This is a genomic window from Rhodococcus sp. NPDC060090 (assembly GCF_042729855.1).
Taxonomy (GTDB): domain Bacteria; phylum Actinomycetota; class Actinomycetes; order Mycobacteriales; family Mycobacteriaceae; genus Rhodococcus.
The window spans coordinates 88907-114454 of record NZ_JBHWXB010000014.1 but is presented as its reverse complement, the minus strand read 5'-3'; the positions used below and the strand labels follow the sequence as shown (position 1 = coordinate 114454).

Sequence of the window (25548 nt, the reverse complement as noted above, 5' to 3'; positions counted from 1 at the left end):
CTCGCTTCTCGCGTTCGCATTCAGGAGGCGGACCGGTACCGCTGTGCGAGGTACGCCCGGTGCAGAGCAGGTGAGCCGAACAACGAGCGGTTGAGCGTCGCGCGCTTGAGATACACGTGGATGCCGCTCTCCCACGTGTAGCCCATTCCCCCGTGCAACTGCATGGCCTTGCCTGCGATATCGACGGCCGCCGCACAGCTGTAGGCCTTGGCCATCGAGGCCGCAGTCGTCGCCTCCGGATCTCCGGACACCAGGCTGCGCACTGCCGCGTCGACCAGTGTTCGGGCCACCGTCACCTGGACGAGCATGTCGGCGCAGGCGTGCTTGACCGCCTGGAACGAGCCGATCTTGCGTCCGAACTGCTCGCGCATCCCGGCGTAGGCAACGGTAGCGTCGAGCATCGCCTCGCTCGAGCCGAGACTGTCGCAGGCCACCGCCACAGCGGCGCGGTCGTGGAGTCGTTGCATCGCCTGCCGGGAATCATCACGGAATCGCCACACCGATTCGGAGGGGACTGCCACGCCCTCGGCGAGCACCGTCCCGAAGCTGCGTGTCGCGTCCACGACCGGCTGTGCCGTCACCACGAGTCCGGGCGTACTCGGATCGAGATCGACGACGACGATCGTCCCGTCGGGTTCGCGCGCGGGTACGAGAAGCCGGTCTGCGCCGGGCACGTCGAGTACGAACGGTGCCACGCCCCGGAGGGTCTCCCCCGACGCTGCGATCTCCAGATGGAACGGTGTCCGGCCTGTCGATTCCCCGCCGAGGACGAACATCGGAACCGTGCATCCCGAGGCAGTGTCGCGGAGCAGACGATCACGCTCCGAGTCGCGTTCGAGAAGTTCGAGTGCTCCCACCGAAAGTGCCGCGACCGCCGGGTACGGGCCGCGCGCGGCCGCGCGGCCGACCTCCCGGAGTAGCACGGCGACCTCAGCGAAAGTTCCATCGGCACCGTCGAATTCGCTCGCGACTTCGAGTCCGAGCCATCCGGACGTGCTGATCGACTCCCAGTCGACCGACCTGTCGTGTCCTGACCGGCCCAGGAGCCCCCTTGCGACGGTCCGCAATTCGTCGTGGAACTCGGACAGGTCTGTCAGTGGATCGGTCATCGCTGTCCTGTCGACTCGCGGGGCAGACCGAGGCCACGTTCCCCGATGATGGTGCGTTGGATTTCGCTGGTTCCGCCCGGAATCGTCCACTCCCACGAGCCGATGAAATCGAGCATCCATGCCCCTGATTCCCACCCGCTGGACTGAGGCTTCCGCAGATCTGTGTGTGCGGCGAGACCCGCGATCTCTGTGCCGAAATCGGTCATGCGCTGGAGCAGCTCGCTGTAGTAGAGCTTGACGATCGACGCGTCGGCCGGCCCCGGCCGGTCGGCGGCGACGAAATCCGTCACCAATGCGCGCAGCCCCGTGAGTTCGATCTCGAGTGTGGCGAGCCCGTCTGCGACACGAGTGTCGTCGAGTGGGGTCGTCCCGTCGGCGCCCGGCCGGGTGCACAGATCGACGAGCCAACGGAACCCGCCGTGACTCAGTCGCTCGGTGAGTTCGAGCATGGTCATGCCGCGCTCGGCGCCGAGTGTTTCCTGCGCGACCCGCCATCCTTCGTTCTCGGGTCCGACGAGGTTCGTCGCAGGTATGGCGACATCGTTGAGGAATATCTCGCAGAAGTGCGCTTCGCCGGTCGCTTGCTTGATCGGACGCACTTCGACTCCGGAGGTACGCATGTCCATCAGGAAGTACGAGATGCCCTTGCGCTTCGGGGCGTCGGGATCGGTGCGGGCCAGCAGCAGGCACCGATCGGCGTACAGCGCGCCGCTCGCCCACAATTTCTGGCCGTTGACGATGTAGACGTCACCGTCCTTACGAGCGCTCGTCGCGAGTGCCGCCATGTCGGAGCCGGCGCCTGGCTCGGAGAAGCCCTGACACCAGATCTCGCCGTCGAGGATCGCGGGGAGATGCCGGTTCCGCTGTTCCTCGGTGCCCGCGGCGAGAAGCGTCGATGCCGCGTGGTGGATGGAAACGAAGGGCAGGACCAGTCGGGGTGCGTCGTGTGCGGCCAGTTCCTGGTAGAGCACGACCTGTTCGGCGACGGACATCCCGCCGCCCCATTCTTGCGGCCAGTGCGGCACGGCGAACCCCGCGCCGCGCAATTTCTGGAACCAGCTCTTCTGGAAGCGGACGAATTCGTCGTCGGACACACCGGTTTGGGTCTCGCGCCACGCGGAAGGAATGTTCCCGCGGCACCACGTGCGGACCGCGGTACGGAAGTCCTCGAGTGCGGACGTTCCGGAACTCGTCGCCCCAACCTTCATCGAGCTGTTTCCTTCTTCCTCACCGCATTCTTCCGGCCCACCGCATGTTCCCGGAGAGCAAGCAATCGCTCTCGATGCTCAGCGGACTGCATGGTCGCGATCTCCGCCGCGAAGCCGGCCTGCATCGGGCCGCCCAGCGCCTGGGTCAAGTACATGTTGACCACACGTTTCGTGCTGCGCAATGCTTGTGCAGGTTGCGCAGCGAGACGTTCGGCGAGACGCCGTGCTTCCGGCATGAGGTCGTCGGGCGCTGTGATGCGTGAGGCCAGGCCGAGTTCGACCGCCGTTCTCGCTGGGATCTTGTCGCCGGTGTAGAGGTATTCGCGCGAGCGCAGGATCGGCGTGAGCAGTGGCCAGAAAGCCGCTCCCCCGTCGCCCGCGACGAGGCCCACTGCGACGTGCGGATCGGCAAGGTGCGCCTTCTCCGACATGAGGACCACATCGGAGAGCACCGCGACGCTGCAGCCGAGCCCCACCGCAGGTCCGTTCACCGCTGCGATCACCGGCAGGGGGAAGCGGAGCATCTCGTCGATGATCTCGGCGCCTTCCCGGACGCTTTCGTCGCGCGCGACCGGATCGTCGAGGAACGAGGTGATCCAGTCGAGGTCGCCTCCCGCGCTGAATGCGCGGCCCGCGCCGGTGAGGATCACCACGGCGGCATCGGTATCGGCAGCGAGTTGCCGCCATACGTGTGCGAGCGCCCAGTGCAGATCTTTGTCGACGGCGTTGAGCTCGTCGGGACGATTGATCGTCACGATGCGGACCGGGCCGTCGCACTCGACGGTGAGAGCATCCGGGAGTTCGTATTTCACAGCATCGCCTCCGCGGGAGCTTCGGAGAACAGCCCGGTGAGTCCGCGCCGATCGATCCGCTTGGTCAGGGCGTCCACGGTTCCGGACGGTCCCCACGGGATTCGTCGCAGTGGAATGCTGTATCGGGAGATCCAGGACACCGTGGTCTCGTCGCAGAATCCGCTGGCTCCGTGCAGTTGGTGCGCAACCCGGAACACGATCTGCGCCGCCTCGACGGCGGCCAGACGGAGCGCGAGTGCGTCGTCGACGGCCTCGTCGTTGCCGGCTTGGATGCTCCACAGCGTGTACTTGGCGAGGGCGTCCAGTCCGGTGCGTTCGACTTCCGCCTCGGTGAGCTGGAATTGGACTCCCTGCAGTTTCGCCAGGGGGGCACCGAACTGTTCACGCAGGAGCACGTGTGAGCGGGTGAGGTCCATTGCTCGATCGAGCATTCCGAGCAGGGTCCAGCACGGCAGCGTCAGGGCGAGGGCGAGATCCTTCGCTCCGTCGTCGTCGATCGGCCGGAGGTCGAGCTGGGAAGTGAATGCCGACATGCGCGGCGGAGTGCTCGGCGGTCGGGCATCCACGAAACTGCGCCGACCGTCGATGCCGACCGCGGCCCACCGCAGATCGAGGCATGCGATGGGCGCCTTCGGGTCGGCATCGTCGACGACGACCAAGCCGTCGACGTCGAGGTCGGTGGGCCGTGCGAGTCTTTCCGCAACGGGGTAGGGCACAGCCCAGTACCCCACGCTGCGGCACAGAGCCGCTGCGGCTTCGAGTTCGTCCTCATCTGCGCGTGGATCGAGTTCCCAGGCACCGAGCTCGCCGAGAGTGGGCTCGATGATGCTTCGGCGGCGCTCGGGGTCGCCTTCGATCAGAGGGGCGAGATCATCGCCCCCTGCGGCTTCCAATGCACGGAGTGCTTCGCGGCCGTACTCGGTCGCTTCCTTGCTCAGTTCAGTGTTCATGATGCCGCCAGAAGGGCTCGGGCCAAGAGGATCCGCTGCATCTCGATGCTCCCGGAGGCCACGGTCGCGGCCTGCGAATACCGCCAGTGGTCTTCGACCGCGCGGCGGAACCACTTGGCGGTGTCGGTGTCGAATTCATCGGTGTCGAATTCGTCGGTGTCGGCACTCGGTGGCGTCGCATACGTGGCGATCTCGGTGAGTACCTCGGCGCTGTCCTGATCGAGGGTGGTCACCGCGATCCGGTAGGCCGCGGCGTCGCCGGGTTGAACAGCGCCTCCGCTCTGCATCGATACCACCCGGTACGCGAGCAGCCGCGCGCGACGGCAGTGCGTGAGCATCCGCGCCCAGCGCGCTTTCAGCTCGCCCGGCATGTCGTCCCATCGTGCACCGAGGACCGACGGCGCAGCCTGCAACAGACGCTCGCAGCGGGCGTAGCGGGCGATACCGACGCGTTCGTACGCGAGAACCTCCTGCACGACCTTCCACCCCTCGTCGACGGTGCCGAGCACATCGGCATCGGTGACGCGAAGGTCGTTGAAGAAAACTTCGTTGAGGTGGTGCGGGCCCAGCATTGCGCGGATCGGGCGGACCTCGATGGCCGGATCGGACATCGGGACGAGAAAAACAGTGAGCCCCTGTTGCTTACGACCGTTGGTGGAGGTGCGGGCCAACAGGAAGCACCACTGTGCCATCGTGGCGTAGGACGTCCAGATCTTCTGTCCGGAGATGACCCAGCTGTCGCCGTCCCGGCGCGCTGTGGTGCGTAACGACGCGAGATCGGAGCCGGCTTCGGGTTCGCTGAATCCCTGACACCAGATGACTTCGCCACGTGCGATAGGCGGAAGGTGTGCGTCCTGTTGTTCGGCGGTTCCGTGACGCATGATCGTGGGACCGACCCAGTTGACGCCCATGTACTGCGCGCCGCGAGGCTCATGGTGCGCCCACATTTCCTCTCGCACCACGGTCTGTTCCCAGATCGATGCACCACGTCCGCCGAATTCCTCGGGCCAGGTCATGCACAGCAGTCCGCTCTCGGCGAGGAGGCGGCAGAATGCCTGCGCCGCGTCGAGATCACTCGGGTCGTCGGTGAAGGCTCCGAGGAAGTGTGCGGGGACGTGCTCGTGCACCAGCCGGCGCAGCTCGCTCCGGAGCTCCGGGGCGGCACCACCCATCGTGAAGTCCATGCCCGGACATTACGTCAATCCTCACAAGGATAGCAATGCTTGCCACTTTGAAACCTCACAATACTTGGAAGTAAAGACGCCCAGTCGCTAGACTGCGCTCATGCGTGAAAGGCGAGATTCTTGACAACCCCGCGGCGTGGCCGAGTTCCACAACGCCGTATCGCCGAAACCGTCGCCGACGAATTACGCGACCGCATTCTTTCCGATGACAACTACCGACTTCCGACCCAGGACCAATTGGTCAAGGACTTCGGCGTCAGCTACCCCTCCGTGCGAGAAGCCCTCCGCATTCTGGAAACCGAAGGACTGGTCACCGTACGCCGGGGCAATGTCGGCGGCGCCGACGTACATCGCCCCGACGAATTCTCTGCCGCATATCACCTCGGACTCTCCCTCCAGGCAGGCAGAGTCACACTCGAAGACCTCGCCGCCGGTCTACAACTACTCGAGCCGATGTGCGTTACCGAGTGCGCGAAGCGCCCGGACCGTGCCGAGATCGTCGTCCCAGCCCTCAACGCATCCATCGACGCCTCCGCCGAACTCGTCGGCGACGGAGTCGCATTCACCCAGGCTGCCCGCGAGTTCCACGATCTGATCGTCTCGTTCACACCGAACGCCACGATCCGCTATGCGGTGCGCAGTTACGTCGCCCTGTGGTCCGCCCAAGAAGAGGCATGGGCCGAAGCCCTCACCCGACGCGGCGAGTACCCGTCCGAAGGCAAGGCCGAAGACGCCGTCCACGCACACCGCCGCATCGTCAAAGAAATCGCCGACGGACGCGTCGCCGAGGCCGAACGCCTCGCGCGGTCCCACCTCGCAGCAACCCAGGCACTCGTCCTCGACCGATTCGGCGACACCATCGTCAATGCGTCAGCGGCGATGACACGCAACACGTTCCCCGCACGCCAACGCCCACGTAACTGACCCCGCGTAACCGACTCTGCGTAACAGACTCCGAGGTACCCCCGGATCACGAGCCCCAGAACGGCCGGGCTCGGTCTCCACGACCGAGCCCGGCCGTTCTGCTGTGCGCTGACCCTTGCACACCCCGATCCACAAGCACACACTCACGAGAACGTGATTCTCTTCACATCAGATCAGCCTAGCTCAATCCTTACAAGGATAACAATACTTGTAGCGGTGGCCGGTTCATGATTAACTGCCAAACACCACTCGGGAGTGGCTTGCATCACTAGATTTCCATGAGAACCGGACATAGACCCCGCAAGCCGGAGTCGCTCCCGCTCAAACACTGCGGAACAACGTTCTCGCTGAGTGCGGATCGGCGTTCTCACACAGGAGGAGACCTACCTTGACGCAAGGGTCGCGCTACACAGGTCCAACCACACACCTCGCCGAAGGGTGGAGTCTCACACGGCTCACTTCCCCGAGCCGCCTGTTCGGTGCAAACGGCATCCGGGCAGGCGCAGACGGTCGCATCTACGTCGCGCAGGTGGCCGGTAGCCAGATCAGCGCGTTCGATCCCGACAACGGCGCAGTTGAGACCATCAGCCCCAAGGGCAGCGCCATCGTCGCCCCCGACGACCTGGCCTTCCATCCCGACGGGGAGCTCTACATCACCGAGTACTACGACGGAAGAGTCAGCATCCGCTCCGAGGACGGAAGCACGCGCCTGCTGCGCGACGACCTCCCCGGCGTCAACGGCATCACCTTCCACCAGGGCCGGCTCTTCGTCGACGAGTGCCGCCCCGACGGACGCCTGATGGAAATCGACCTCAACGGCGGCGCACCGAAGGTGCTGGCCGAGGGCCTGCAGCTTCCCAATGCCCTGGAGGTCGGGCCGGACGGCAAGCTGTACTACCCCGCTCTCGGCACCAACGACATCTGGCGCATCGATCCCGACGGCGGCGAACCCGAGCGCGTGGCAGGCGATCTCGGGGTCCCCGTCGCATTGAAGTTCGACTCCGAGGGTTACATCATCTCCCCGCAGGTGGGCTCCGGACAGGTACTCCGAATAGACCCGCGCACCGGCGACAGCACCGTACTCGCCGATATCGGCTCGGGCCTCGACAACCTCACCTTCATCGGCGATCGACTGTTCGTCTCGAGCTTCACCGGCCAGATCACCGAAGTCCTCGGTGGCGGCGAGACGCGCACCGCACTGGCGGACGGCCTCACCTGGCCGCTCGACCTGACCGTGGGAACGGACGGCACACTCTACGTCGCCGACGGAACCTTCTTGCTCGCACTAGAGCCGAACGGTGAGCTCCGCACCGTCGCAATGCTTTTCCATCCGGGGTGGCCCGGCTACATCCGCGGCGTGACCTCCGTCGGCGACGGCGAGTTCATCGTCGCCGGCGACACCACGGTGTCGCGCTACCGCCCCGGGTCCGCAGAGAGCGAGCTGCTGTTCGGAGGGCTCGAGCAGGCGTACGGCGTAGCGGTGTCCGCCACCGGAACCGTCGCGGTGGCAGACGTCGGTACGGGCAAGATCCACTCCGTCGGATCCGGGCAATCGGAGGTGCTGGCATCCGGTTTGAACGACCCGACGGGGCTTGCATTCACCTCGGACGGCACTCTCCTCGCCTCCGAAGCCGGAGCAGGACGGATCATCTCGGTGACGAGTTCCGGAGTCGACACCCTCGTCGACGGCCTCGAGCGGCCGCAGGGAATTCTGGTGCGCGACGGGAAACTCTACATCGTCGATGTCGACGCCAAGACACTGATCAGCGTCGATCTCGAGACCAAGGCCCAGCAGGTCATCGCACGCCACCTGCCGGTAGGCGCACCCGAGGGAATCACTCCGAAGCCGCTGAAGGGCCTCATCCCGTTCGCCGGCCCGCAGGGCCCGTTCGCCGGAATCGCCGCCGGCCCCGACGGCACCCTCTACATCTCCGCAGACGCCGAAGGCAGCGTCCTCGCGATCCGCGAAGGGAAGTGAGCATCCGATGAGCAAAGATTTCCTCGACCTCACCGGTCGCATCGTCATCGTCTCGGGTGCCGCAGGCGGCGGCATCGGCACCTCGGTGACCCGCATGGTCGCGCAGGCCGGAGCCACCGTCATCGCTGTGAGTCGCTCCGAGGAGAACCTCGACAAACACATCGAACCACTTGCTGCCGAGGGTCTTTCGGTCATCCCGGTGGCTGCGGATGCCGCCACCGACGACGGTATCGCCACGGTTCTCGACACCGTCCGACGGACCGACGGCAACCTGTACGGGCTCGTGAACGTCGCCGGTGGTGCAGCACCTGCCACGTGGATGCCTGCCACCCGCGTAACGCGGGAGGACTGGCGGGCACTGATGACGCAGAACCTCGAAACGATGTTCTTCATGAGCCAGGCGGTTGCGGCGGAACTGAAGGACAAGTCACTGCCGGGCTCGATCGTCTCGATCTCGTCGATCAGCGGTATGAACACCGCGCCGTTCCACATCGCGTACGGAACTGCCAAAGCGGCACTCGTCGCCGCGACACGGACCATGGCCGTCGAACTCGCAACCGACAACATTCGGGTCAATGCCATCGCACCCGGCGTCACCGCGACGCCGTCCTCCGGCACATACGTCGACCCCGACCCCGAGCGCGACCGTCGAGCAATCGCCATGGGTCGGCGGGGTCGGCCCGAGGAGCAGGCGGGGGCCATCCTCTTCCTGCTGTCCGACCTGTCGGGCTACATCACGGGACAGACAGTGCTCGTCGACGGGGGCCTGAACCTCAAATGGACCCATATGGGGGCCGACCACACGTCTCTGTTCCTCAAGGACGACACCTTCCGCACCGCCATCACTCGCTGAATCAGCCCCAGTTTCACGAGGAGGATCTCTCATGACCGACACCGTCGACAACATCCAGGCAACCGACTCCGAGACAACCGAACCGTTCTCCGAACCCTTGACGATCGGCGTCGAGGCGTACCTCTCGCAGGACTACGCCCGCGCCGAAGGCGACAAGCTGTGGTCCAAAGTGTGGCAACAGGTCGGCCGTGTCGAGGAGATCCCCAAGGTCGGCGATTACCTCACGTACGAAATCATGGACGATTCGCTGATCATCACGCGGACGTCACCCGACACGATCCGTGCCTACCACAATGTCTGCTCGCATCGGGGTCGCCGACTCGTCGACACTCCCGACGGCCAGCGTCAGGCGCGCGGCTGTGCCAAACAGTTCGTATGCGGCTTCCACGGATGGCGATACGACCTCGAGGGCAACAACACGTTCGCGGCGGAAGAGCCTGATTGGAAGAACGGGCTCACTCCCGACAAGACAAAGCTCGAGCACGTCCAGGTCGACACCTGGGGTGGATGGATCTGGATCAACATGGATCCGGACTGCGAGCCCTTGCGGGACTACCTCGAGCCCGCGGCAACTCTCCTCGATCACTTCCAGCTCGAGAACATGCGCTACCGCTGGCGCAAGTGGCTCGTGTTCGACTGCAACTGGAAGGTCGCCCTCGAGGCGTTCATGGAGACCTACCACGTGCCCTACACGCATCCCGAGTTCATGAACTTCGGCAAGTTCCTCGGCTGGTCGAGGGCCCAGGGCAAACACAGCAACATCGGCTATGACGCGCCGAAGGGCATGGAGGAGAACCAGGCGAAGCTGCGGATCGGCAGCGGGCCCGACGCTCGCAAGGCGACAATCGAGATGCAGAACTTCACCTGGGAGAACGCGAACACCAACACCACACGGACTCTCGTCGACGCCGCGCAGCGACTCGTCGACGAACTTCCCGAAGGCACCCCTCCCGACCAAGTGTTGCGACACTGGCTGGATTCCGCGCGGCGCGACGACGCGGAGCGGGGCGTCGTCTGGCCGACCGTCCCACCGGAGGTCGTCGCCAAGAGCGGCACCGCGTGGCAGATCTTCCCGAACTTCCAGATCGGGCATGCCCTGAACAACATGCTCTGCTACAGCGCTCGCCCCTACGGCGACGACCCCGACAAGTGCATCTTCGAAGCCGCCGTGTACGAGCTCTTCCCCGCCGGCGAGGAGCCGGAGACCGAATGGGAGTTCGCGCCGCCGGAAGATCCGGGCTGGCGCACCGTGCTGCCACAGGACTTCCACAACATGGCGGCAGTTCAGAAGGGTATGAAGACCCGCGGATTCTCGGGTCCGAAGCCGAACCCGTACCGCGAGCGCAGCGTCGTCAATCTGCACCACAACCTGGCCACCTACATGGGCACCGGCGCTCCTCGCGATCTCGCCTGACTCCCGAAACCCCACTAACCGAGGACATTCACATGCAACCCTGCGCCCCATCGCAGACACCCGAGGTCGATCAGGAAGCCCTGCACCGGAAGTATCTCCTCGAGCGCGACAAGCGTCTTCGTACCGACGGCCAGCAGCAGTACCTCGAGGCCGACGACGAGTTCGAAGAGTTCTACACGGGCGATCCGCACCTGCCGGTGGAGCCACGTGAACCGGTCATCGGCGAGATCGAGGTGGTGATCCTCGGTGGCGGCTTCAGCGGCCTGATCACTGCGCATCGGCTCCAGCAGCAAGGTGTCGAGGACTACCGGATAATCGAACTCGGCGGCGACTTCGGCGGCGTCTGGTACTGGAACCGCTACCCGGGTATCCAGATCGACTCGGATGCGTATTGCTACCTTCCGTTGCTCGAGGAGACGGGCTACATGCCCAAGGAGAAGTTCTCCAAGGGTGACGAGTGCTTCGAGCATGCCCAGCGCATCGGACAGCACTTCGGGCTGTACGACAAGGCCGTCTTCCACACCCTGATCCAGTCTCTGGAGTGGGACGAAGAGATCAAGCGCTGGCGTATCAGCACCAACCGCGGCGACGAGATCCTCGCCCGCTTCGTCGTGATGTGCCAGGGCCCGTACAACCGGCCGAAGCTTCCGGGCATCCCTGGCATCAAGGACTTCAAGGGCCATACCTTCCACACTGCCCGGTGGGACTACGACTACACCGGCGGTGACCTGCACGGTGGGCTCGACAAGATCGGCGACAAGCGGATCGCTGTCATCGGCACGGGCTCGAGTGGAATCCAGGCGATCCCGCATCTCGCGCGCGGGGCGAAGCACCTGACCGTTTTCCAGCGGACACCGTCCTACGTCTTCGAACGCGCCAACTATCCGACCGACCCGGAATGGGTGGAGAGCCTGAAGCCGGGTTGGCGGGCGGAACGACAGCGCAACTTCCACAACGCCGCATTCGCGTTCTACAACCCGGGCGAGCCCGACCTCATCTGCGACGGCTGGACCGAGGTCGCGCGTAACCTGGCCGCGAAGCTCAACGAGACCAACGGCTGGGCCGCCCTCGCCGATCCGGTGAAGTTCCTCGAACTCAAGGAGATCGAGGACTACAAGGCGATGGAACGGCTTCGTCAGCGGGTCGAGGCGATCGTCGAAGACCCGGAGACCGCGGAGACGCTGAAGCCGTACTACCGCAACATGTGCAAACGCCCGGTCTTCAACGACGAGTACCTGCCCACCTTCAACCGCGACAACGTCACCCTCATCGACGTGTCCGACACGAAGGGCGTCGAACGCATCACGGAGAAGGGCATCATCGCGGACGGCGTCGAGCACGAATTCGATTGCATCGTCTTCGCCAGCGGGTTCGAGATCACCACGGCGCTCGAGCGTCAGTTCGATATCGCGCCGTTCACCGGCCGCGAAGGTACCTCGCTCTACGACCACTGGGGCAAAGGCTTCCGCACTCTGCATGGAATCATGGCGCACGGATTCCCGAACCACTTCGCGACCGGGTTCGTCCAGGGCGGCGTCACCGCGGCCACCACGCTGATGTTCGAGCAGCAGGCCGACCACATCGCGTACATCATCAAAGAAGCGCAGACCCGTGGCGTCACGCACGTCGAGCCGACGTCGGAAGCCGAAGAGGGCTGGGTCCAGACCGTTCGTCAGTATTCGGTCGACAACAGCACCTTCACGACGGAGTGCACGCCCGGCTACTACAACAGTGAGGGCGAACCGAACGGACGGTCCTTCCTCGGTGATCCGTTCTGGGGCGGATTCTACGAACTCACCGAGCTGTTCGAGAACTGGCGCAGCACCGGGAAGCTGGAAGGTCTGGTGCTCGAGAAATGACATTCCGATTCGACGGTCGCGTCGCCGTCATCACCGGTGCCGGACGGGGGCTGGGACGCGACTACGCCCTGTTGCTCGCCTCACTCGGAGCGAAGGTCGTGGTCAACGACCCCGGCGCCGCGATCAGCGGCGAGAATGTCGACGCCGGACCGGCGCACGAGGTGGTCCAGGAGATCCGGGTCGCCGGCGGTGAGGCTGTTGCGTGTGTCGAGTCCGTCGCGACCGCTGAGGGCGGTCAGGCGATCATCGCGGCTGCCCTCGACAACTACGGCCGTATCGACATCCTCATCCACAACGCGGGCAACAATCGCTACGCGTCGTTGTCGGAGATGTCGTACGACGATTTCGATGCGGTACTCGACGTGCACTTGAGGGGGGCGTTCCACGTTGTCCGCCCGGCATTCCCGCTGATGTGTGAAGCGGGATACGGACGGATCGTCCTGACCTCCTCGATCGGGGGCATCTACGGCAACGCGAACGTCGCCAATTACGCGGCATCGAAGGCCGGAATGATCGGGCTGTCCAACGTCGCGGCAATCGAAGGGGCCGATCACGGGGTCAGATCCAACGTGATCATTCCCGCTGCGCTGACCAGACTGGCCGAGGGACTCGACACGTCCGCTTACCCACCGATGGGCCCGGAACTCACTGCGCCGCTCGTCGGGTGGCTCGCACACGAATCATGCTCGGCCACCGGCGAAATGTATGCCGGCATCGCCGGAAGAATGGCGAAAGTGTTCATCGCCGAGACGCCCGGCGTGTACCGGCCGTCCTGGTCGATCGACGACGTCGCCGACAACATCGATGTCATCCGCGATACGAGCGACCCGTGGATTCTGCCCGCAGTGTCGGGCCACGTCGACCACATCACGAAAAGCTTTGCGATAGCCACGGAGGGAAATACGCATGTCGGTTAAGGTCTACGAACGAATTCTGGATCTCTTCGAGGCCGAAGGTATCAACACGATCTTCGGCATTCCGGACCCGAACTTCGTTCATTTGTTCCGCCTCGCGGAGGAACGCGGCTGGAATGTCGTTGCCCCCCACCACGAGGAGTCCGCCGGGTTCATGGCGGAGGCCGTCTCACGCATGACCGGCAAGGCCGCGGTGTGCATCGGCACACTCGGACCCGGCCTGGCGAATCTCGCCGGCGCCATCATGTGCGCCAAGGTCGAGAACTCACCCGTCATCTTCCTCGGTGGCCAGCGCGCCCGCATCACCGAGCAGCGCGTTCGGCGCGGCCGGATCCAGTTCGTTCAGCAGATGGCGCTCGTCGAGAATTCGGTGAAGTACCACGCGAGCATCGAGTACCCCGAACAGACCGACGAGATCATCCGTGAGGGACTCCGCAAGGCGCTCTCGGGAACCCCCGGCCCGGTCTACATCGAGTACCCGCAGAACGTCATCCTGGAAGAAATCGATGCGCCTCCGGTACTGCCGCCCGAGAGGTACCGCCTCGTGGGGCAGACGGCCGGAGCCGACCTCGTCGCCAAGGCAGTCGAATTGATCGGGGCCGCAAAGCAGCCCGTTCTGCTCGTCGGCCACGGAGTGCACACTTCCAGGGCCGGAGCCTCCGTGAAGGCCCTCGCCGACCTCATGGCATGTCCGGTCATCCAGACATCCGGTGGCACCTCCTTCATCGAGGGCCTCGAGGACCGCACGTTTCCGTACGGATTCTCGGCAGCATCGATCGATGCCGTCGTGAAATCCGACCTGTGCCTCGCGATCGGAACCGAACTCGGCGAGCCCGTCCACTTCGGACGCTGGCGGCACTGGGTCGCGAACGAAGCGAACCGCAACTGGATTCTCGTCGAACAGGATCCCACATCCATCGGCGTGAACCGCCCGATCGATGTTCCGCTGGTCGGCGATCTTCGGGCAATCGTTCCGCAGCTCGTCGAAGCGCTGAAGGACTCCCCACGCACACCTACTCCCGAGCTGGAGGGCTGGATCAAGCAGGAGGCCGAGCAGCTCGCCGAACTGGCCGAGACCGCACCGTCCGGGATGTCCCCCGTGCATCCGGCTCGCCTCATCGTCGAGGCCACGAAAGCGTTCCCCGCCGACGGGATCATGGTCCGCGACGGTGGCGCCACCACCATCTTCGGCTGGACGTACTCGCAGGCCAAGCCGCACGACGTGATGTGGAACCAGAACTTCGGGCACCTCGGCACGGGTCTCCCCTACGCTGTCGGCGCCGGTGTCGCCGCCGGCGGTAAGCGCCCGATGATGCTGATCACCGGCGACTCGTCGTTCCAGTTCCACATCGCCGAACTGGAAACGGCTGCGCGAGTGGGTCTGCCGCTCGTCTGCGTCGTGGGCGTCGACTACGCCTGGGGACTCGAAGTGGGCGTCTACAAGCGCACCTTCGGACACGACTCGCTCGAGACCGGCGTCCACTGGAGCAAGGAAACCCGCCTCGACAAGGTCGCGGAAGGCTTCGGATGCTACGGCGAGTACGTCGAGCGCGACGAGGACATCGCACCCGCGATCAAGCGGGCCTACGCCAGCGGTAGGCCGGGCGTCATCCACGTCGCCGTGGATCCCAAGGCCAACTCGGAGGAAATGCCGAGCTACGACGAGTTCCGCACGTGGTACGCCGAAGGCCAGCAGTGACTTTCGCAGGCCGAAGGCCAGCAGTGACTTTCGCAGGCCGAAGGCCAGCAGTGACATCCGTACAGGACCAGACGAGAGAACCGGGTAGCCATGCGTGAATATCTGAAGTTCTACATCGACGGACAGTGGATCGATCCTGCCCAGTCGGACACCTTCGAGGTCATCAACCCTGCGACCGAAGAGGTCGCCGGCACGGTGTCGCTCGGGTCGTCGGCAGACGTCGACAAGGCCGTGTCCGCTGCACGACGTGCTTTCCCCTCCTGGTCGGCGACAAGCCGCGAGGAACGACTCGCACTGCTCGAGAAGATCCTCGACGTGTACCAGCGGCGCATGGGCGACATCGGCGCCTCGTTGACCGAGGAGATGGGCGCCCCCACCGCGCTGGCGAACGGGTTCCAGGTGAACCTCGGCCTCGGACATCTCACCACGGCGATCGAGGTCCTCCGGAACTTCGTCTTCGAGGAGCAGCGCGGCGGCAGCCTCGTTGTCAAGGAGCCCATCGGGGTGTGCGGCCTGATCACCCCCTGGAACTGGCCGATCAACCAGATCGGCGTCAAGGTGTTCCCTGCTCTGGCCACCGGCTGCACCATGGTGCTCAAGCCGTCGGAGCAGTCACCGTTCAGCGGTCAGGTCTTCACCGAGATCCTCGAGGAGGCCGGTGTTCCCTCCGGTGTGTTCAACCTCGTTCAGGGCGACGGCCCCGGTGTCGGCCGCGCGCTCTCCGGCCACCCCGATGTCGACATGGTGTCGTTCACCGGGTCGACGCGCGCCGGCGTCGACATCGCCGTCAATGCGGCCCCCGGAGTCAAGCGGGTCACGCAGGAACTCGGCGGCAAGGGACCGAACATCATTCTCGACGACGCAGATCTCGCCGCGAATGTCGGTGCGGGCGTAGCCACGATGATGGTGAACTCGGGCCAGACCTGCAGTGCCGGCTCGCGCATGCTGGTCCCGGGTGAGCGCATGGAGGAAGTCATCTCCGTCGCACGTGAGGCTGCGTCGCAGGTAACCGTAGGTGACCCGACCGGGGATGCAGCGATGGGTCCTGTGGTATCGAAGGCCCAGTTCGACAAGGTTCAGAGCCTGATCCAGACGGGGATAGACGAGGGAGCCACCCTCGTCGCCGGCGGCGTCGGGCGACCCGACGGGCTGACGATCGGCTACTTCGTGCAGCCCACCGTCTTCGCCGACGTCAAGAACGACATGACGATCGCCCGCGAGGAAATCTTCGGCCCGGTCCTCACGATTTTGGGCTACGACAGCATCGACCACGCTATCGAGATCGCGAACGACACCGAGTACGGCCTCGCCGGATTCGTGGCCGGCGCCGATCTCGATCAGGCGCGCGCCGTGGCACGTCGTATCCGAGCGGGGTCGGTCGCGATCAACGGCGGTTTCGACTTCGGGGCGCCGTTCGGCGGTTACCGGAAGAGCGGAAACGGACGTGAGTGGGGCGAGTTCGGCTTCCACGACTACCTCGAAACCAAGGGTATTCTCGGGTATACGCCCGCGGACGGCAGCTAGCCATGGGTGACTCCGATCTGAAAGTCCTTCTCGCGCATCACGAGGTCCGCGCATGCATAGTCCGACTCGCGCGCGGTGAGGACCGCCGTGACGGCAAGGCGGTCAGCAGATCGTTCTGGCCCGACGCCACCGTGGATTTCGGAATCTTCGCCGGCTCGTTCGACGATTACCTCGCGTGGGTCGTTCCGGGCTCACCCGCCGTTCTTCTGACACAGCATCTGCTCGGGCAGACGCACATCGAACTGGACGGCAACACCGCACTGGCCGAAACCCATGTCACCGCGTACCACCGCGTCGATATGGGATCCGAAGAGCGCGACACGGTGCTCGGTGGCCGCTACCTCGACCGTCTGGAAGAGCGCGACGGTCAGTGGCGGATCGCGGAGCGCACCATGCTCTACGACTGGTCTCGCGACGACGGTGTGTCCGTGGATTGGTCGCAGGGCCTCATGGGCACCCCATTCAGCGGCGAACACTTCACAGGCAAGGCCACCGGTGATCACAGCGAAGTCTTCTTCGACGCCGGATCCCTCGCTGCGCAGCAATAGACGTCCACACAGAAGGAGTTCGGAAATGGGTGCGTTGTCGGGCAGAGTCGCTGTCGTCACGGGTGCCAGCCGCGGTATCGGCAAGGGCATCGCCCTGGCTCTCGCGGAGCAGGGCGCCACGGTGTACGTCACCGGACGCACGGTGACGCCCGGATCGCACCCACTTCCGGGCACCGTCGGCGACACCGCGGCGGAGTGCGATCGACGCGGAGGCACAGGTGTTGCAGTCCAGGTCGATCACGCGAACGACGAACAGGTTGCCGCGCTCTTCGACCGCGTCGAACGCGAACAAGGGCGCCTCGACATCCTGGTCAACAATGCGTTCGCCCTTCCCGACGATCTGACGGATCCCGAGCCGTTCTGGGAGAAGCCACTGTCGAATTGGGAGATGGTGGATGTCGGTGTGCGATCGAACTTCGTGGCGGCGCGGCACGCCGCCACGATCATGGCGCCCCAGAAGTCGGGACTCATCGTGGCCGTCTCCGGATACACCGGCGTCGCCTACACCTACGGTGTCCTCTTCGGGACGGCCAAGTCCGCAGTGGATCGAATGGCACGCGACATGGCCGTCGAGTTGCAGCCGCACGACGTCGCATCCCTGTCCATATGGCAGGGCCTGACCTTCACGGAGCGCGCCGAGCGGAACCTGGCGGCCATCCCCGGACTCACGGAAGGCGCTGCCACCCGCCCCGAGAACGGCTGCTCACCGGAGTTCGCCGGTCGTGTCATCGCCGCTCTCGCACAGGATCCCGCAATCATGAGCCGCTCGGGCGGCACCTTCATCACCGCCGAATTGGCGCAGGAGTACGGCGTCACAGATATCGACGGCCGCGAGATCCCCTCACTTCGATCGACCCGCGGCGAACCCATCTGGTCTCCGATCGCGGAAGCAGATAGTTCAGGACTCAGTGTCGGGCAGACCCCCTCCCCTTCCTCCTCACTGCAACGGAGCACATCATGAGCACGCCGGTGACATCTCTCTCGTCCGACAGGATCGCCAAACTCGAGGCCCTTCTCGATCGCCAGGAGATCCTCGATACGCTGACCCGCTTCAGCCGGGCAATGGACCGATTCGATCGAGATCTGTTCCTCTCTGCCTTCCACACCGATGCGACGATCGCCGCAGGTAGTTTCGTCGGTGGGCCTGTCGACCTCTACGACTGGTCTACCGCGATGCACGCGCAGGGACAGAAGGCCACTCACCACAATCTGTTGAACCACACCTGCGATCTCGACGGCGACACAGCCCACGCCGAGACGTACTACCTGTTCGCAGGCCGAAACATCGACGACAGCAATTGGATTGCCGGCGGACGCTACATCGACAGGTTGGAACGTCGCGACGGCGAGTGGCGGATCGCACTCCGCACCAACGTGATCGAGTGGTCGGGAATGGTTCCGTCGATGGACATTCCCTTCGCAGACGTCCCCGATGTCTACGCCAACGGCACTCCGGCCCGCGATACGAGCGACCCCTCCTATACCCGCCCGCTGACCAATATCCGACAGCCGAACATCCCGAGTTGACGCGGGCGCATCAAGGAGAGACCACATGCATACGCTTGTCACCAAGAAGCTCGGAGACCTCGTCGGCGTGGAGGTGACGGGAGTCGACGTCGATCGCCTCCTCAACGATGACGGGCTCCCCGCGGCGCTTCTCGATCTGCTAGAGGAGCACAGCGTCATTCTGTTCCGAGAACTACACATCGATGATCCGGCACAGGTCGAGTTCTGCCGAAGACTGGGTGAGCTCGCACTGTTCCCCAAATACCGGATCCCCGAAATCATGGAGATCAGTTTCGAGCCTGACAACCCGAACAAAGAATACTTCGCCAGCAACGATTACTGGCACATAGACGGAGCTCTGGATGCGATCCCGGCGAAGGCGTCGGTGTTGACCGCGCACGTCACGGCCGAACAGGGCGGCGAGACCGAGTTCGCAAGCACCTACGCCGCCTACGATGCACTGTCCGACGAGGAGAAGGAATACTTCGGCACGCTCCGGGTCGTGCACACCTTCGAGGCCATTCAGCGCCTCACGTATCCGGACCCGACCGAAGATCAGGTGAAGGAATGGGCGTCCCGCGCGGTGCGTGAGCTCCCACTCGTGTGGGAGCACGAATCCGGTAGGCGCTCAATGGTGTTCGGCGCGACGGCCTCCCACATCGTCGGAATGGACATCGACGAAGGGCGGGCGTTGCTGCGCGATCTCGAACGGCGTGCCACCGCACCGGATCTGGTGTACCGGCACAGCTGGTCGGTGGGCGACACCGTGATCTGGGACAACACCGGACTCGCGCACCGAGCCTGCCCGTTCGACCGCGAGAAGCCGCGCAGGATGCACCGTTCGACCCTCATCGGCACCGAGGCGATCCAGTGACCGGACACACCGCCTGATCTGTCTGTCGCTCCCGCTCGAATCGAAAGGAACCCACCCCAATGTCCCGGATACCACCTCTCCCCCAGGACGACTGGACCGAGGAGATCGCGACCTACATCGCCGGTTTCCGATCGGCGGTTGCAAGCAGTGCACCGGAAGAGAACCGGCAGCCGGGAACGAACCTGCTCGGCACACTGGCCCAGCACCCTTCGCTGGCGATGGCGTTCCTGAGCTTCAACCGCCACCTGCTGTCGCAGTCCACATTGTCGGTCCGGCAACGGGAGCTTCTCGTTCTCCGCGTTGCTTCGCTCCGCCGTTCGGACTACGAGTGGGCACAGCACGTCATCCTTGCCGATCGAGCAGGTATCACCGCCGACGAGATCGCCCGCATCGGCGAGGGGCCCGACGCTGAGGGCTGGTCACCCATCGAGCGGGCGCTGGTCACCGCCGCCGACGAGCTTGTCGTCGACGGCGCGATCAGTGACGGAACGTGGGCTGCGCTCTCAGGCGAGCTCGACGATCGACAACTCATGGACGTCGTGTTCACAGTGGGTTGCTACGCCATGATGGCGACCGCGCTGCGGTCTTTCGGCGTGGAACCCGAGGCCGGTCTCCTTCCGTATCTGCCCAACCATCCGGTCTCCTCCCGCGACTGAGTCGAGAAAGTGAGATCCACAGGTGAAGAAGCATCACATCGGCGTCATCGCTGCGGTTGCTGCACTTGCTCTTTCGTCATGCAGTTCGGACGGCGGGGACGACAGCACCGGAGCCACCCCGACCGGTGATCCGATCGTCATCGGCGCGTTGGCTCCGATCAAGGGCGCGTCTGCATATCCGCAGACCGCGTACGGCCTCGAAGCCGGCGCGCACTACGTCAACGAAGTGCTCGGCGGTATCGACGGGCGTCCCCTCGAAGTCGACGTGTGCGGTGGCGACGGCAGCCCCGAGACCGCGATCAGTTGCGCCAACGGCTTCGTCTCGAAGGGTCTTCCTCTCGTGATCGACGCGGTCGACCAGAGCATGGGGGCGGCGGTGCCGATTCTGGCGTCGGCGGAGATCCCCATCGTCGGTACGCTCGCAGGATCGTTCGTCGCGGATTCCGCCGAATACGGGCAGGCGTTCTACTTCACCGGCCCGGTCTCGTTCGCCGCGCTCTCGAGCATGTCGGTCCTCGACACCATGGGGAAGTCGAAGGCCTCGCTCGCCGTCAACGAGTCGCCCACCCCCCATGCGTACGTCGACGATCTGATCATGCCGATCGCCGACAAGATGGGGATCGATGTGAAGGTCCAGTATCCCCCCGCATCCGGCGCCAACTTGAATGTCGTGGCAGCGACCCAGCTTTCCGAGGAACCGGACATGGCGGGCGTTATCGCGCTCCCCGAAGACGGCTGCACCGGTCTCTTCCAAGCTTTGCGCAGGCAGGGCTACGACGACACGATCCTGGCCGGATCGTGCTCGCAGTTCATCGAAGACATGGGAACCGACGCCGCGGGTATCGTCACCCAGCCCCGGCTCTGGGTGCCCCTCGCGAAAGACTCCGCGCCCGCCGAGGTCCAGGAACAGTTGGACATCTTCGCGGACTCCATGGATGCAGTCGGATACGGCGACGAACTCTCGTCCCGGTCGATCTACACGTTCGCGGCGCTGGTCAACATCGCGGAGATCCTGACCGGATCGGAGGAGATCACCTCGACCACCGTGACCGACACGTTCAAGGGCCTGAAGGACTTCCCCACCTTCGCCGGTCCGACCGTGACGTGCGATGGGCAACAGTGGCCGGGTGTCGCTACCACGTGCAATGCACAGGCGATCTTCTTCGAAGTGCAGGAGGACGGAACGCTCCGGTCCGTGGACGAAGCCGGATACATCGATCTCGATCCTTCGCTTATGCCCTCCTCCTGACGGCACCGAGTCGACGACACACGCAGCGGAGTAGAGCATGAGCACCTATCTGCAATTCATCGTCCTCGGATTCGGCCTCGCGGCGGTGTATATCGGCCTCGCCAACGGACTGCTTCTCGTCTACCGCTCTACGGGGATCATCAACTTCGCGCAAGGCGCGACCGCGATGTGGGGCGCGTACGTCTACGCGCAGTTGCTCATCGACGGCACCTTGGTGCTACCGATCGGAAGTATCGAGTTCGACGAGGCGCCGTCGGTACCTGTTGCCTTGGCACTCGGCCTCGTGATGGCTGTCCTGCTCGGGGTCGTGACCCACTACCTGGTGTTCAGGCCGGTGCGTCGTGCACCGGCCCTGGCCCAGGTGGTGGTCTCAGTCGCACTGATGCTCACCGTCCAAGCGTTGGTGGTCATCAGGTTCGGGCCGAACAGCATCCCGATCGAGTCGATGATCCCCTCCGGGTCCATCTCGCTGTTCGGCACCTCCGTGTCGTCGGCGGAGGTCATGATGGTCGCGATCATGGTCGTGTTCTCGGTGCTGGTGTGGGCATACTTCCGCTTCACCAGAGCCGGCGCAGCGACTCGTGCGGCAGCCGAGAATGAACGGGGCGCCACGCTTCTGGGGTTCTCACCCGACCGGCTCGCAGCGATCGCGATGGTGATGGCCTCGGTGGTGAGCACGGTCGGTGTCCTGCTCGGGGCATCCCTGACGGGTCTCAATCCATTGAACTATTCGTTGCTCGTCGTTCCGGCGCTCGCGGTGCTCCTGGTCGCGCGGATGGAATCCGTCGCAACGATCGTGATCGCGTCGCTGGCGCTCGGGGCGTTCCAGTCGGTGCTCAACCTGCTCGCCGGTGAGAGTTGGTGGCCCACGTGGGCGCAGTCCGGCGTCGATCAGGTCGTGCCGTTCTTCGTGGTCATCGTCGTACTGTTCGTCTTCGGCGGACGCTTGCCCTCGCGTGGGTCGCTGCAGACGATCAAACTGCCGGACGTCACGATCCCTCGTTTCCGTCCTATCCCCGCCGCGCTCGTGATCGTGGTGACCGGTGTGCTCCTCGCGGTGTCGTCCGGCACCTACCGATTCGGTCTGACGTACTCGATCATCCTGATGCTGCTGGCGTTGTCGTATGTGGTCATCACCGGTTACCTCGGCCAGATCTCGCTGGCCCAGGCAGCGTTCGCGGGTGCAGCGGGATTCACGCTCTCGAAGGTGACGACGAACTGGAGCATGCCGTTCCCGATTGCGCTCGTCTTCTGCTCACTCGTGGCAGCCCTGCTCGGAATGCTGGTGGCATTGCCTGCCTTCCGGATTCGTGGTGCACAGCTGGCCATCGTGACCATCGCGGCAGCGCTGGCCATCGAGCGGTTCATCTTCAACAACTACAGTCTCACTCCGCCGTCGGGGAATCCCATCGCGAATCCCACGCTGTTCGGTCTGAATCTCGGGGTCCGCGAGGGCAGCGACATCGCACGCCTGTCGTTCTCCTTCACGGTCCTTGTGGTCGCGGCGATCGTGGTGTGGGCGTTCATCCGGATCGCCTCGGGCGACACCGGTCGCGCCTTTCTCGCAGTGCGGGCGAACGAGCGGGCCGCCGCGGCCGCGGGCATCGACGTCCGGTTGACCAAGCTCATCGGGTTCGGGCTGTCCGCGTTCATCGCCGGTGTCGCGGGCTGTCTCATCGGATACAGCGCCGGTCAGCTCTCGGCCGAGTCGTTCACCGTGTTCGTCGGCCTGCAGGTGCTGGCGGTTGCGTATCTCGGCGGCATTACCTCGTTCAGTGGCGCGGCGATCGCGGGCATCATCGGTCCGCTCGGAATCGTCTACGTGTTGGTGCACAACATCTTCGACCTGGGCGACTACTACGCTCTGATCTCCGGGATCGCGTTGATCGTCACCGCGATCATGAATCCGATCGGAATCGCCGGTGAAGCAAGCAGACTCACCGCACTTCTGCGCGTCAAACGGCGCAGGCCTGCGGCAGGCACGGATTCGTCCGCATCCGAGTCCGGCGATGCAGTCGACCAGGGAAAGGTGGCGGTGGCAGATGTCCGATGACACACAGGGCGGCTTGTCGGCCCAGGATGTCACCGTGCGCTATGGCGGTGTCGTGGCGAACGAGAACGTGTCGCTGGAGGTCCGTCCCGGCGAGATCGTTGGCCTGATCGGACCGAACGGTGCGGGTAAGACGACGTTTGTCGACGCGGTCACCGGATTCATCGACTACGACGGAACGATCGCGCTCGACGACACCCCGATGAACGGTCTCCCGCCGCATCAGCGTCGCCGCGCGGGTCTCTCGCGCACGTGGCAGTCGGGCGAGCTCTTTCCGAACCTGAGTGTGAACCAGAATGTGGTCGCGGCAATGCGGCCGGGCGGTCTTGCGACACTGTGGCGCGACGTGGTCGGGCGTCGGCGGGGCGGAAGCAACGAGGCCGTGGACGCGACCCTGCGGTCGGTGGGACTCGGCGATGTCGGCGACACTCTCGCACGGGATCTCACGCTCGGACAGCAGAAGCTCGTCGGTGTCGCACGGGCACTCGTCGGCAATTGTCGCGTTCTTCTGCTCGACGAGCCCGCTGCGGGACTCGACAGTCAGGAGAGTGTCGAGTTCGCAGAGCGCATCCGGGCGGTGGTACAGGATGGGCCCGGTGCACTGCTGATCGACCATGACATGTCGCTGGTTCTGGGTGTATGCGATCGCATCTACGTCCTCGAGTTCGGCAAGGTCATCTTCTCGGGAACTCCGGAGCAGGCCAGAAAGGATCCCGCCGTGATCGCTGCATATCTGGGCGCACCGATGGAGACCGCCCATGGCTGAGTCTGTCCCCGCCGAAGGCCCTGTGCTCACCACAGAGTCCCTGACCGCCGGCTACAACGGCGTCGTTGCAGTCGCCGACGTGAACCTCTCGGTCGCGGCCGGGGAAGTCCTCTCGATTCTGGGACCCAACGGCGCGGGAAAAACCACCACCCTGTTGTCGCTCGCCGGACTGCTCCCCACGATGAACGGGCAGGTGACGGTCCTGGGCGAGCCGGTCGACACCGGACGCCCCTATCGGATGGCGCGTCGCGGCATGCGGTTCGTGCCCGACGACCGCGGCCTCTTCCCTTCCATGACAGTGAATGAGCACCTCCGGTTGGCCCGACGTCGGCCCGACAAGACCCGCGAGAGCATGGTCTTCGACAGGTTCCCCGCCCTGGCGAACCTGCAGTCGAGGACGGTCGGGCTACTTTCCGGCGGGGAGCAGCAGATGCTCGCGATCGCGGTGGCGCTACTGGCCGAGCCTCGGTTGCTGATGGTCGACGAGATGAGCCTCGGGTTGGCGCCGATGATCGTCGAACAGATGTTGCCTGCCATCCGAGATCTGGCACACGACGAAGGCATCGCTGTCGTGCTCGTCGAGCAGCACGTCGGACTCGCGCTGGCGGTGTCGGACCGGGCGTTGGTGCTCAACCACGGTCGGGTCGTGCTCGAGGGGGAGGCAGGCGCGCTCCTTCGCGAACGCGATCGGGTCGAATCCGCCTACTTCGGTGCCGGCGAATTCGCCGACGATGAGTCCGACGGGTCCGAACGTCAGAGTGTGCTCTAGACCGTGTCTCGAAAACCCTACGACTTTCAGGCTTCGCCTGCGCGGACGGCGATCAATGCGGCCTCCACCCGGTTGCGGGCGCTGGTGCTGCGCAGGATCGAGGTGATGTGGGTCTTGACTGTGGTCGCGGCCATGTACAGCTCGCTGGCAATCTCGGTGTTCGACCGGCCTCGACCGATCAGACGGAGGACGTCCTTCTCCCGCGGGGTGAGTCGGTCGAACAGCGCCTGCGCCCCTTGCTGGTCAGAGAACTTCTTGGCCTGGTACCCGCCCAGTAGGCGACGAGCGACGCTCGGGGAGAAGAAGGCACCGCCGGCAGCTGCGGCATGTAGGCCCATCAGGAGCTCGCGGGGGTCACCGGCCTTCAGTACGAATCCGTCAGCACCCAGACCGATCGCTCGGGCTACATAGTCGTCCTCGCCGAACGTCGTCACGAACACACAACGCGTGGCGGAGTTTTCCCGCCGCATCTGTGCCAGGACCTCGAGCCCCGAGAGGCCGGGCATACGGATATCGAGTACGGCAACGTCCACCTGATGCGCCCGCAGGTATTCCAACGCCTCAGCGCCAGTGCCTGCCTGAGCAACAACATCGATGCCCGGGTCGGTGGACAGAATGCTGACAACCCCCGCGCGGACGAGCGGCTCATCGTCAGCGACCAGAACGCGTATCACTTCGGTGTCGGTGTTCATCTACCGATCT

Annotated in this window: 23 protein-coding genes; 17 read left to right on the top strand and 6 right to left on the bottom strand. The window is 64.7% G+C overall.

Features of this window, described 5'->3' with window-relative positions; translation table 11 throughout:
- Positions 1–20 precede the first annotated feature (20 nt).
- From ACFWCF_RS19610 to ACFWCF_RS19590, 5 genes are read right to left on the bottom strand one after another with little or no spacing between them, the layout of a single operon-like run.
- Positions 21–1109, bottom strand: a complete 1089-nt coding sequence (locus ACFWCF_RS19610; RefSeq protein WP_378564791.1) for an acyl-CoA dehydrogenase family protein — start codon at positions 1107–1109, stop codon at positions 21–23.
- Complete coding sequence (locus ACFWCF_RS19605; RefSeq protein WP_378564788.1) at positions 1106–2317, bottom strand: acyl-CoA dehydrogenase family protein; 1212 nt, start codon at positions 2315–2317, stop codon at positions 1106–1108. The genes ACFWCF_RS19610 and ACFWCF_RS19605 overlap by 4 nt, the downstream gene beginning before the upstream one ends.
- Positions 2314–3129: an enoyl-CoA hydratase/isomerase family protein gene (locus ACFWCF_RS19600; protein WP_378564785.1), complete on the bottom strand. Its 816-nt coding sequence runs from the start codon at positions 3127–3129 to the stop codon at positions 2314–2316. The genes ACFWCF_RS19605 and ACFWCF_RS19600 overlap by 4 nt, the downstream gene beginning before the upstream one ends.
- On the bottom strand, positions 3126–4079 hold the full coding sequence (locus ACFWCF_RS19595; RefSeq protein ID WP_378564782.1) for an acyl-CoA dehydrogenase family protein: 954 nt from the start codon (positions 4077–4079) through the stop codon (positions 3126–3128). The genes ACFWCF_RS19600 and ACFWCF_RS19595 overlap by 4 nt, the downstream gene beginning before the upstream one ends.
- Positions 4076–5263 carry an acyl-CoA dehydrogenase family protein gene (locus tag ACFWCF_RS19590; protein WP_378564779.1) on the bottom strand — a complete coding sequence of 396 codons (1188 nt, stop codon included), beginning with the start codon at positions 5261–5263 and terminating at the stop codon, positions 4076–4078. The genes ACFWCF_RS19595 and ACFWCF_RS19590 overlap by 4 nt, the downstream gene beginning before the upstream one ends.
- A gap of 120 nt (positions 5264–5383) precedes the next feature.
- Between ACFWCF_RS19590 and ACFWCF_RS19585 the strand changes: the two genes are divergently transcribed.
- The 17 genes from ACFWCF_RS19585 (at position 5384) to ACFWCF_RS19505 (ending at position 24846) form a co-directional block, all read left to right on the top strand.
- Positions 5384–6187 carry a FadR/GntR family transcriptional regulator gene (locus tag ACFWCF_RS19585; protein WP_378564776.1) on the top strand — a complete coding sequence of 268 codons (804 nt, stop codon included), beginning with the start codon at positions 5384–5386 and terminating at the stop codon, positions 6185–6187.
- 388 nt (positions 6188–6575) lie between these two features.
- Positions 6576–8165, top strand: a complete 1590-nt coding sequence (locus tag ACFWCF_RS19580; RefSeq protein WP_378564773.1) for an SMP-30/gluconolactonase/LRE family protein — start codon at positions 6576–6578, stop codon at positions 8163–8165.
- A 7-nt stretch (positions 8166–8172) separates the two neighbouring features.
- Positions 8173–9018, top strand: coding sequence for an SDR family NAD(P)-dependent oxidoreductase (locus ACFWCF_RS19575; protein WP_378564770.1), 846 nt, complete (start codon positions 8173–8175; stop codon positions 9016–9018).
- A 31-nt stretch (positions 9019–9049) separates the two neighbouring features.
- Positions 9050–10432 carry an SRPBCC family protein gene (locus ACFWCF_RS19570; protein ID WP_378564767.1) on the top strand — a complete coding sequence of 461 codons (1383 nt, stop codon included), beginning with the start codon at positions 9050–9052 and terminating at the stop codon, positions 10430–10432.
- Between the two features lie 32 nt (positions 10433–10464).
- Complete coding sequence (locus tag ACFWCF_RS19565; RefSeq protein ID WP_378564764.1) at positions 10465–12291, top strand: flavin-containing monooxygenase; 1827 nt, start codon at positions 10465–10467, stop codon at positions 12289–12291.
- Positions 12288–13208 carry an SDR family NAD(P)-dependent oxidoreductase gene (locus tag ACFWCF_RS19560; RefSeq protein WP_378564761.1) on the top strand — a complete coding sequence of 307 codons (921 nt, stop codon included), beginning with the start codon at positions 12288–12290 and terminating at the stop codon, positions 13206–13208. Before ACFWCF_RS19565 ends, ACFWCF_RS19560 begins: the two co-directional genes overlap by 4 nt.
- The gene (locus tag ACFWCF_RS19555; protein ID WP_378564758.1) at positions 13198–14904 is read left to right on the top strand and encodes a thiamine pyrophosphate-binding protein; all 1707 of its coding nucleotides are present in this window, start codon (positions 13198–13200) and stop codon (positions 14902–14904) included. Before ACFWCF_RS19560 ends, ACFWCF_RS19555 begins: the two co-directional genes overlap by 11 nt.
- Before the next feature lie 90 nt (positions 14905–14994).
- A complete protein-coding gene (locus tag ACFWCF_RS19550; protein WP_378564755.1) occupies positions 14995–16428 on the top strand; it encodes an aldehyde dehydrogenase family protein in 1434 nt (477 codons plus the stop codon).
- Between the two features lie 2 nt (positions 16429–16430).
- Positions 16431–16976 carry a nuclear transport factor 2 family protein gene (locus tag ACFWCF_RS19545; protein WP_378564752.1) on the top strand — a complete coding sequence of 182 codons (546 nt, stop codon included), beginning with the start codon at positions 16431–16433 and terminating at the stop codon, positions 16974–16976.
- Positions 16977–17001: 25 nt separating this feature from the next.
- Positions 17002–17937, top strand: a complete 936-nt coding sequence (locus ACFWCF_RS19540; protein ID WP_378564749.1) for an SDR family NAD(P)-dependent oxidoreductase — start codon at positions 17002–17004, stop codon at positions 17935–17937.
- Complete coding sequence (locus tag ACFWCF_RS19535) at positions 17934–18503, top strand: nuclear transport factor 2 family protein (protein WP_378564746.1); 570 nt, start codon at positions 17934–17936, stop codon at positions 18501–18503. Before ACFWCF_RS19540 ends, ACFWCF_RS19535 begins: the two co-directional genes overlap by 4 nt.
- Positions 18504–18528: 25 nt before the next feature.
- Complete coding sequence (locus tag ACFWCF_RS19530; protein WP_378564743.1) at positions 18529–19356, top strand: TauD/TfdA dioxygenase family protein; 828 nt, start codon at positions 18529–18531, stop codon at positions 19354–19356.
- 59 nt (positions 19357–19415) lie between these two features.
- Entirely contained in the window at positions 19416–20012 is a 597-nt protein-coding gene (locus tag ACFWCF_RS19525) for a carboxymuconolactone decarboxylase family protein (protein ID WP_378564740.1), read from the top strand.
- Between the two features lie 22 nt (positions 20013–20034).
- Positions 20035–21261: an ABC transporter substrate-binding protein gene (locus ACFWCF_RS19520; RefSeq protein WP_378564737.1), complete on the top strand. Its 1227-nt coding sequence runs from the start codon at positions 20035–20037 to the stop codon at positions 21259–21261.
- A gap of 37 nt (positions 21262–21298) precedes the next feature.
- Positions 21299–23314: an ABC transporter permease gene (locus ACFWCF_RS19515; RefSeq protein ID WP_378564734.1), complete on the top strand. Its 2016-nt coding sequence runs from the start codon at positions 21299–21301 to the stop codon at positions 23312–23314.
- On the top strand, positions 23304–24077 hold the full coding sequence (locus ACFWCF_RS19510; protein ID WP_378564731.1) for an ABC transporter ATP-binding protein: 774 nt from the start codon (positions 23304–23306) through the stop codon (positions 24075–24077). Before ACFWCF_RS19515 ends, ACFWCF_RS19510 begins: the two co-directional genes overlap by 11 nt.
- The gene (locus ACFWCF_RS19505) at positions 24070–24846 is read left to right on the top strand and encodes an ABC transporter ATP-binding protein (protein WP_378564728.1); all 777 of its coding nucleotides are present in this window, start codon (positions 24070–24072) and stop codon (positions 24844–24846) included. Before ACFWCF_RS19510 ends, ACFWCF_RS19505 begins: the two co-directional genes overlap by 8 nt.
- A gap of 26 nt (positions 24847–24872) precedes the next feature.
- Here the strand turns inward: ACFWCF_RS19505 and ACFWCF_RS19500 are convergent, their stop codons facing one another.
- Entirely contained in the window at positions 24873–25538 is a 666-nt protein-coding gene (locus tag ACFWCF_RS19500) for a response regulator (protein ID WP_378564725.1), read from the bottom strand.
- Positions 25539–25548: the final 10 nt, after the last annotated feature.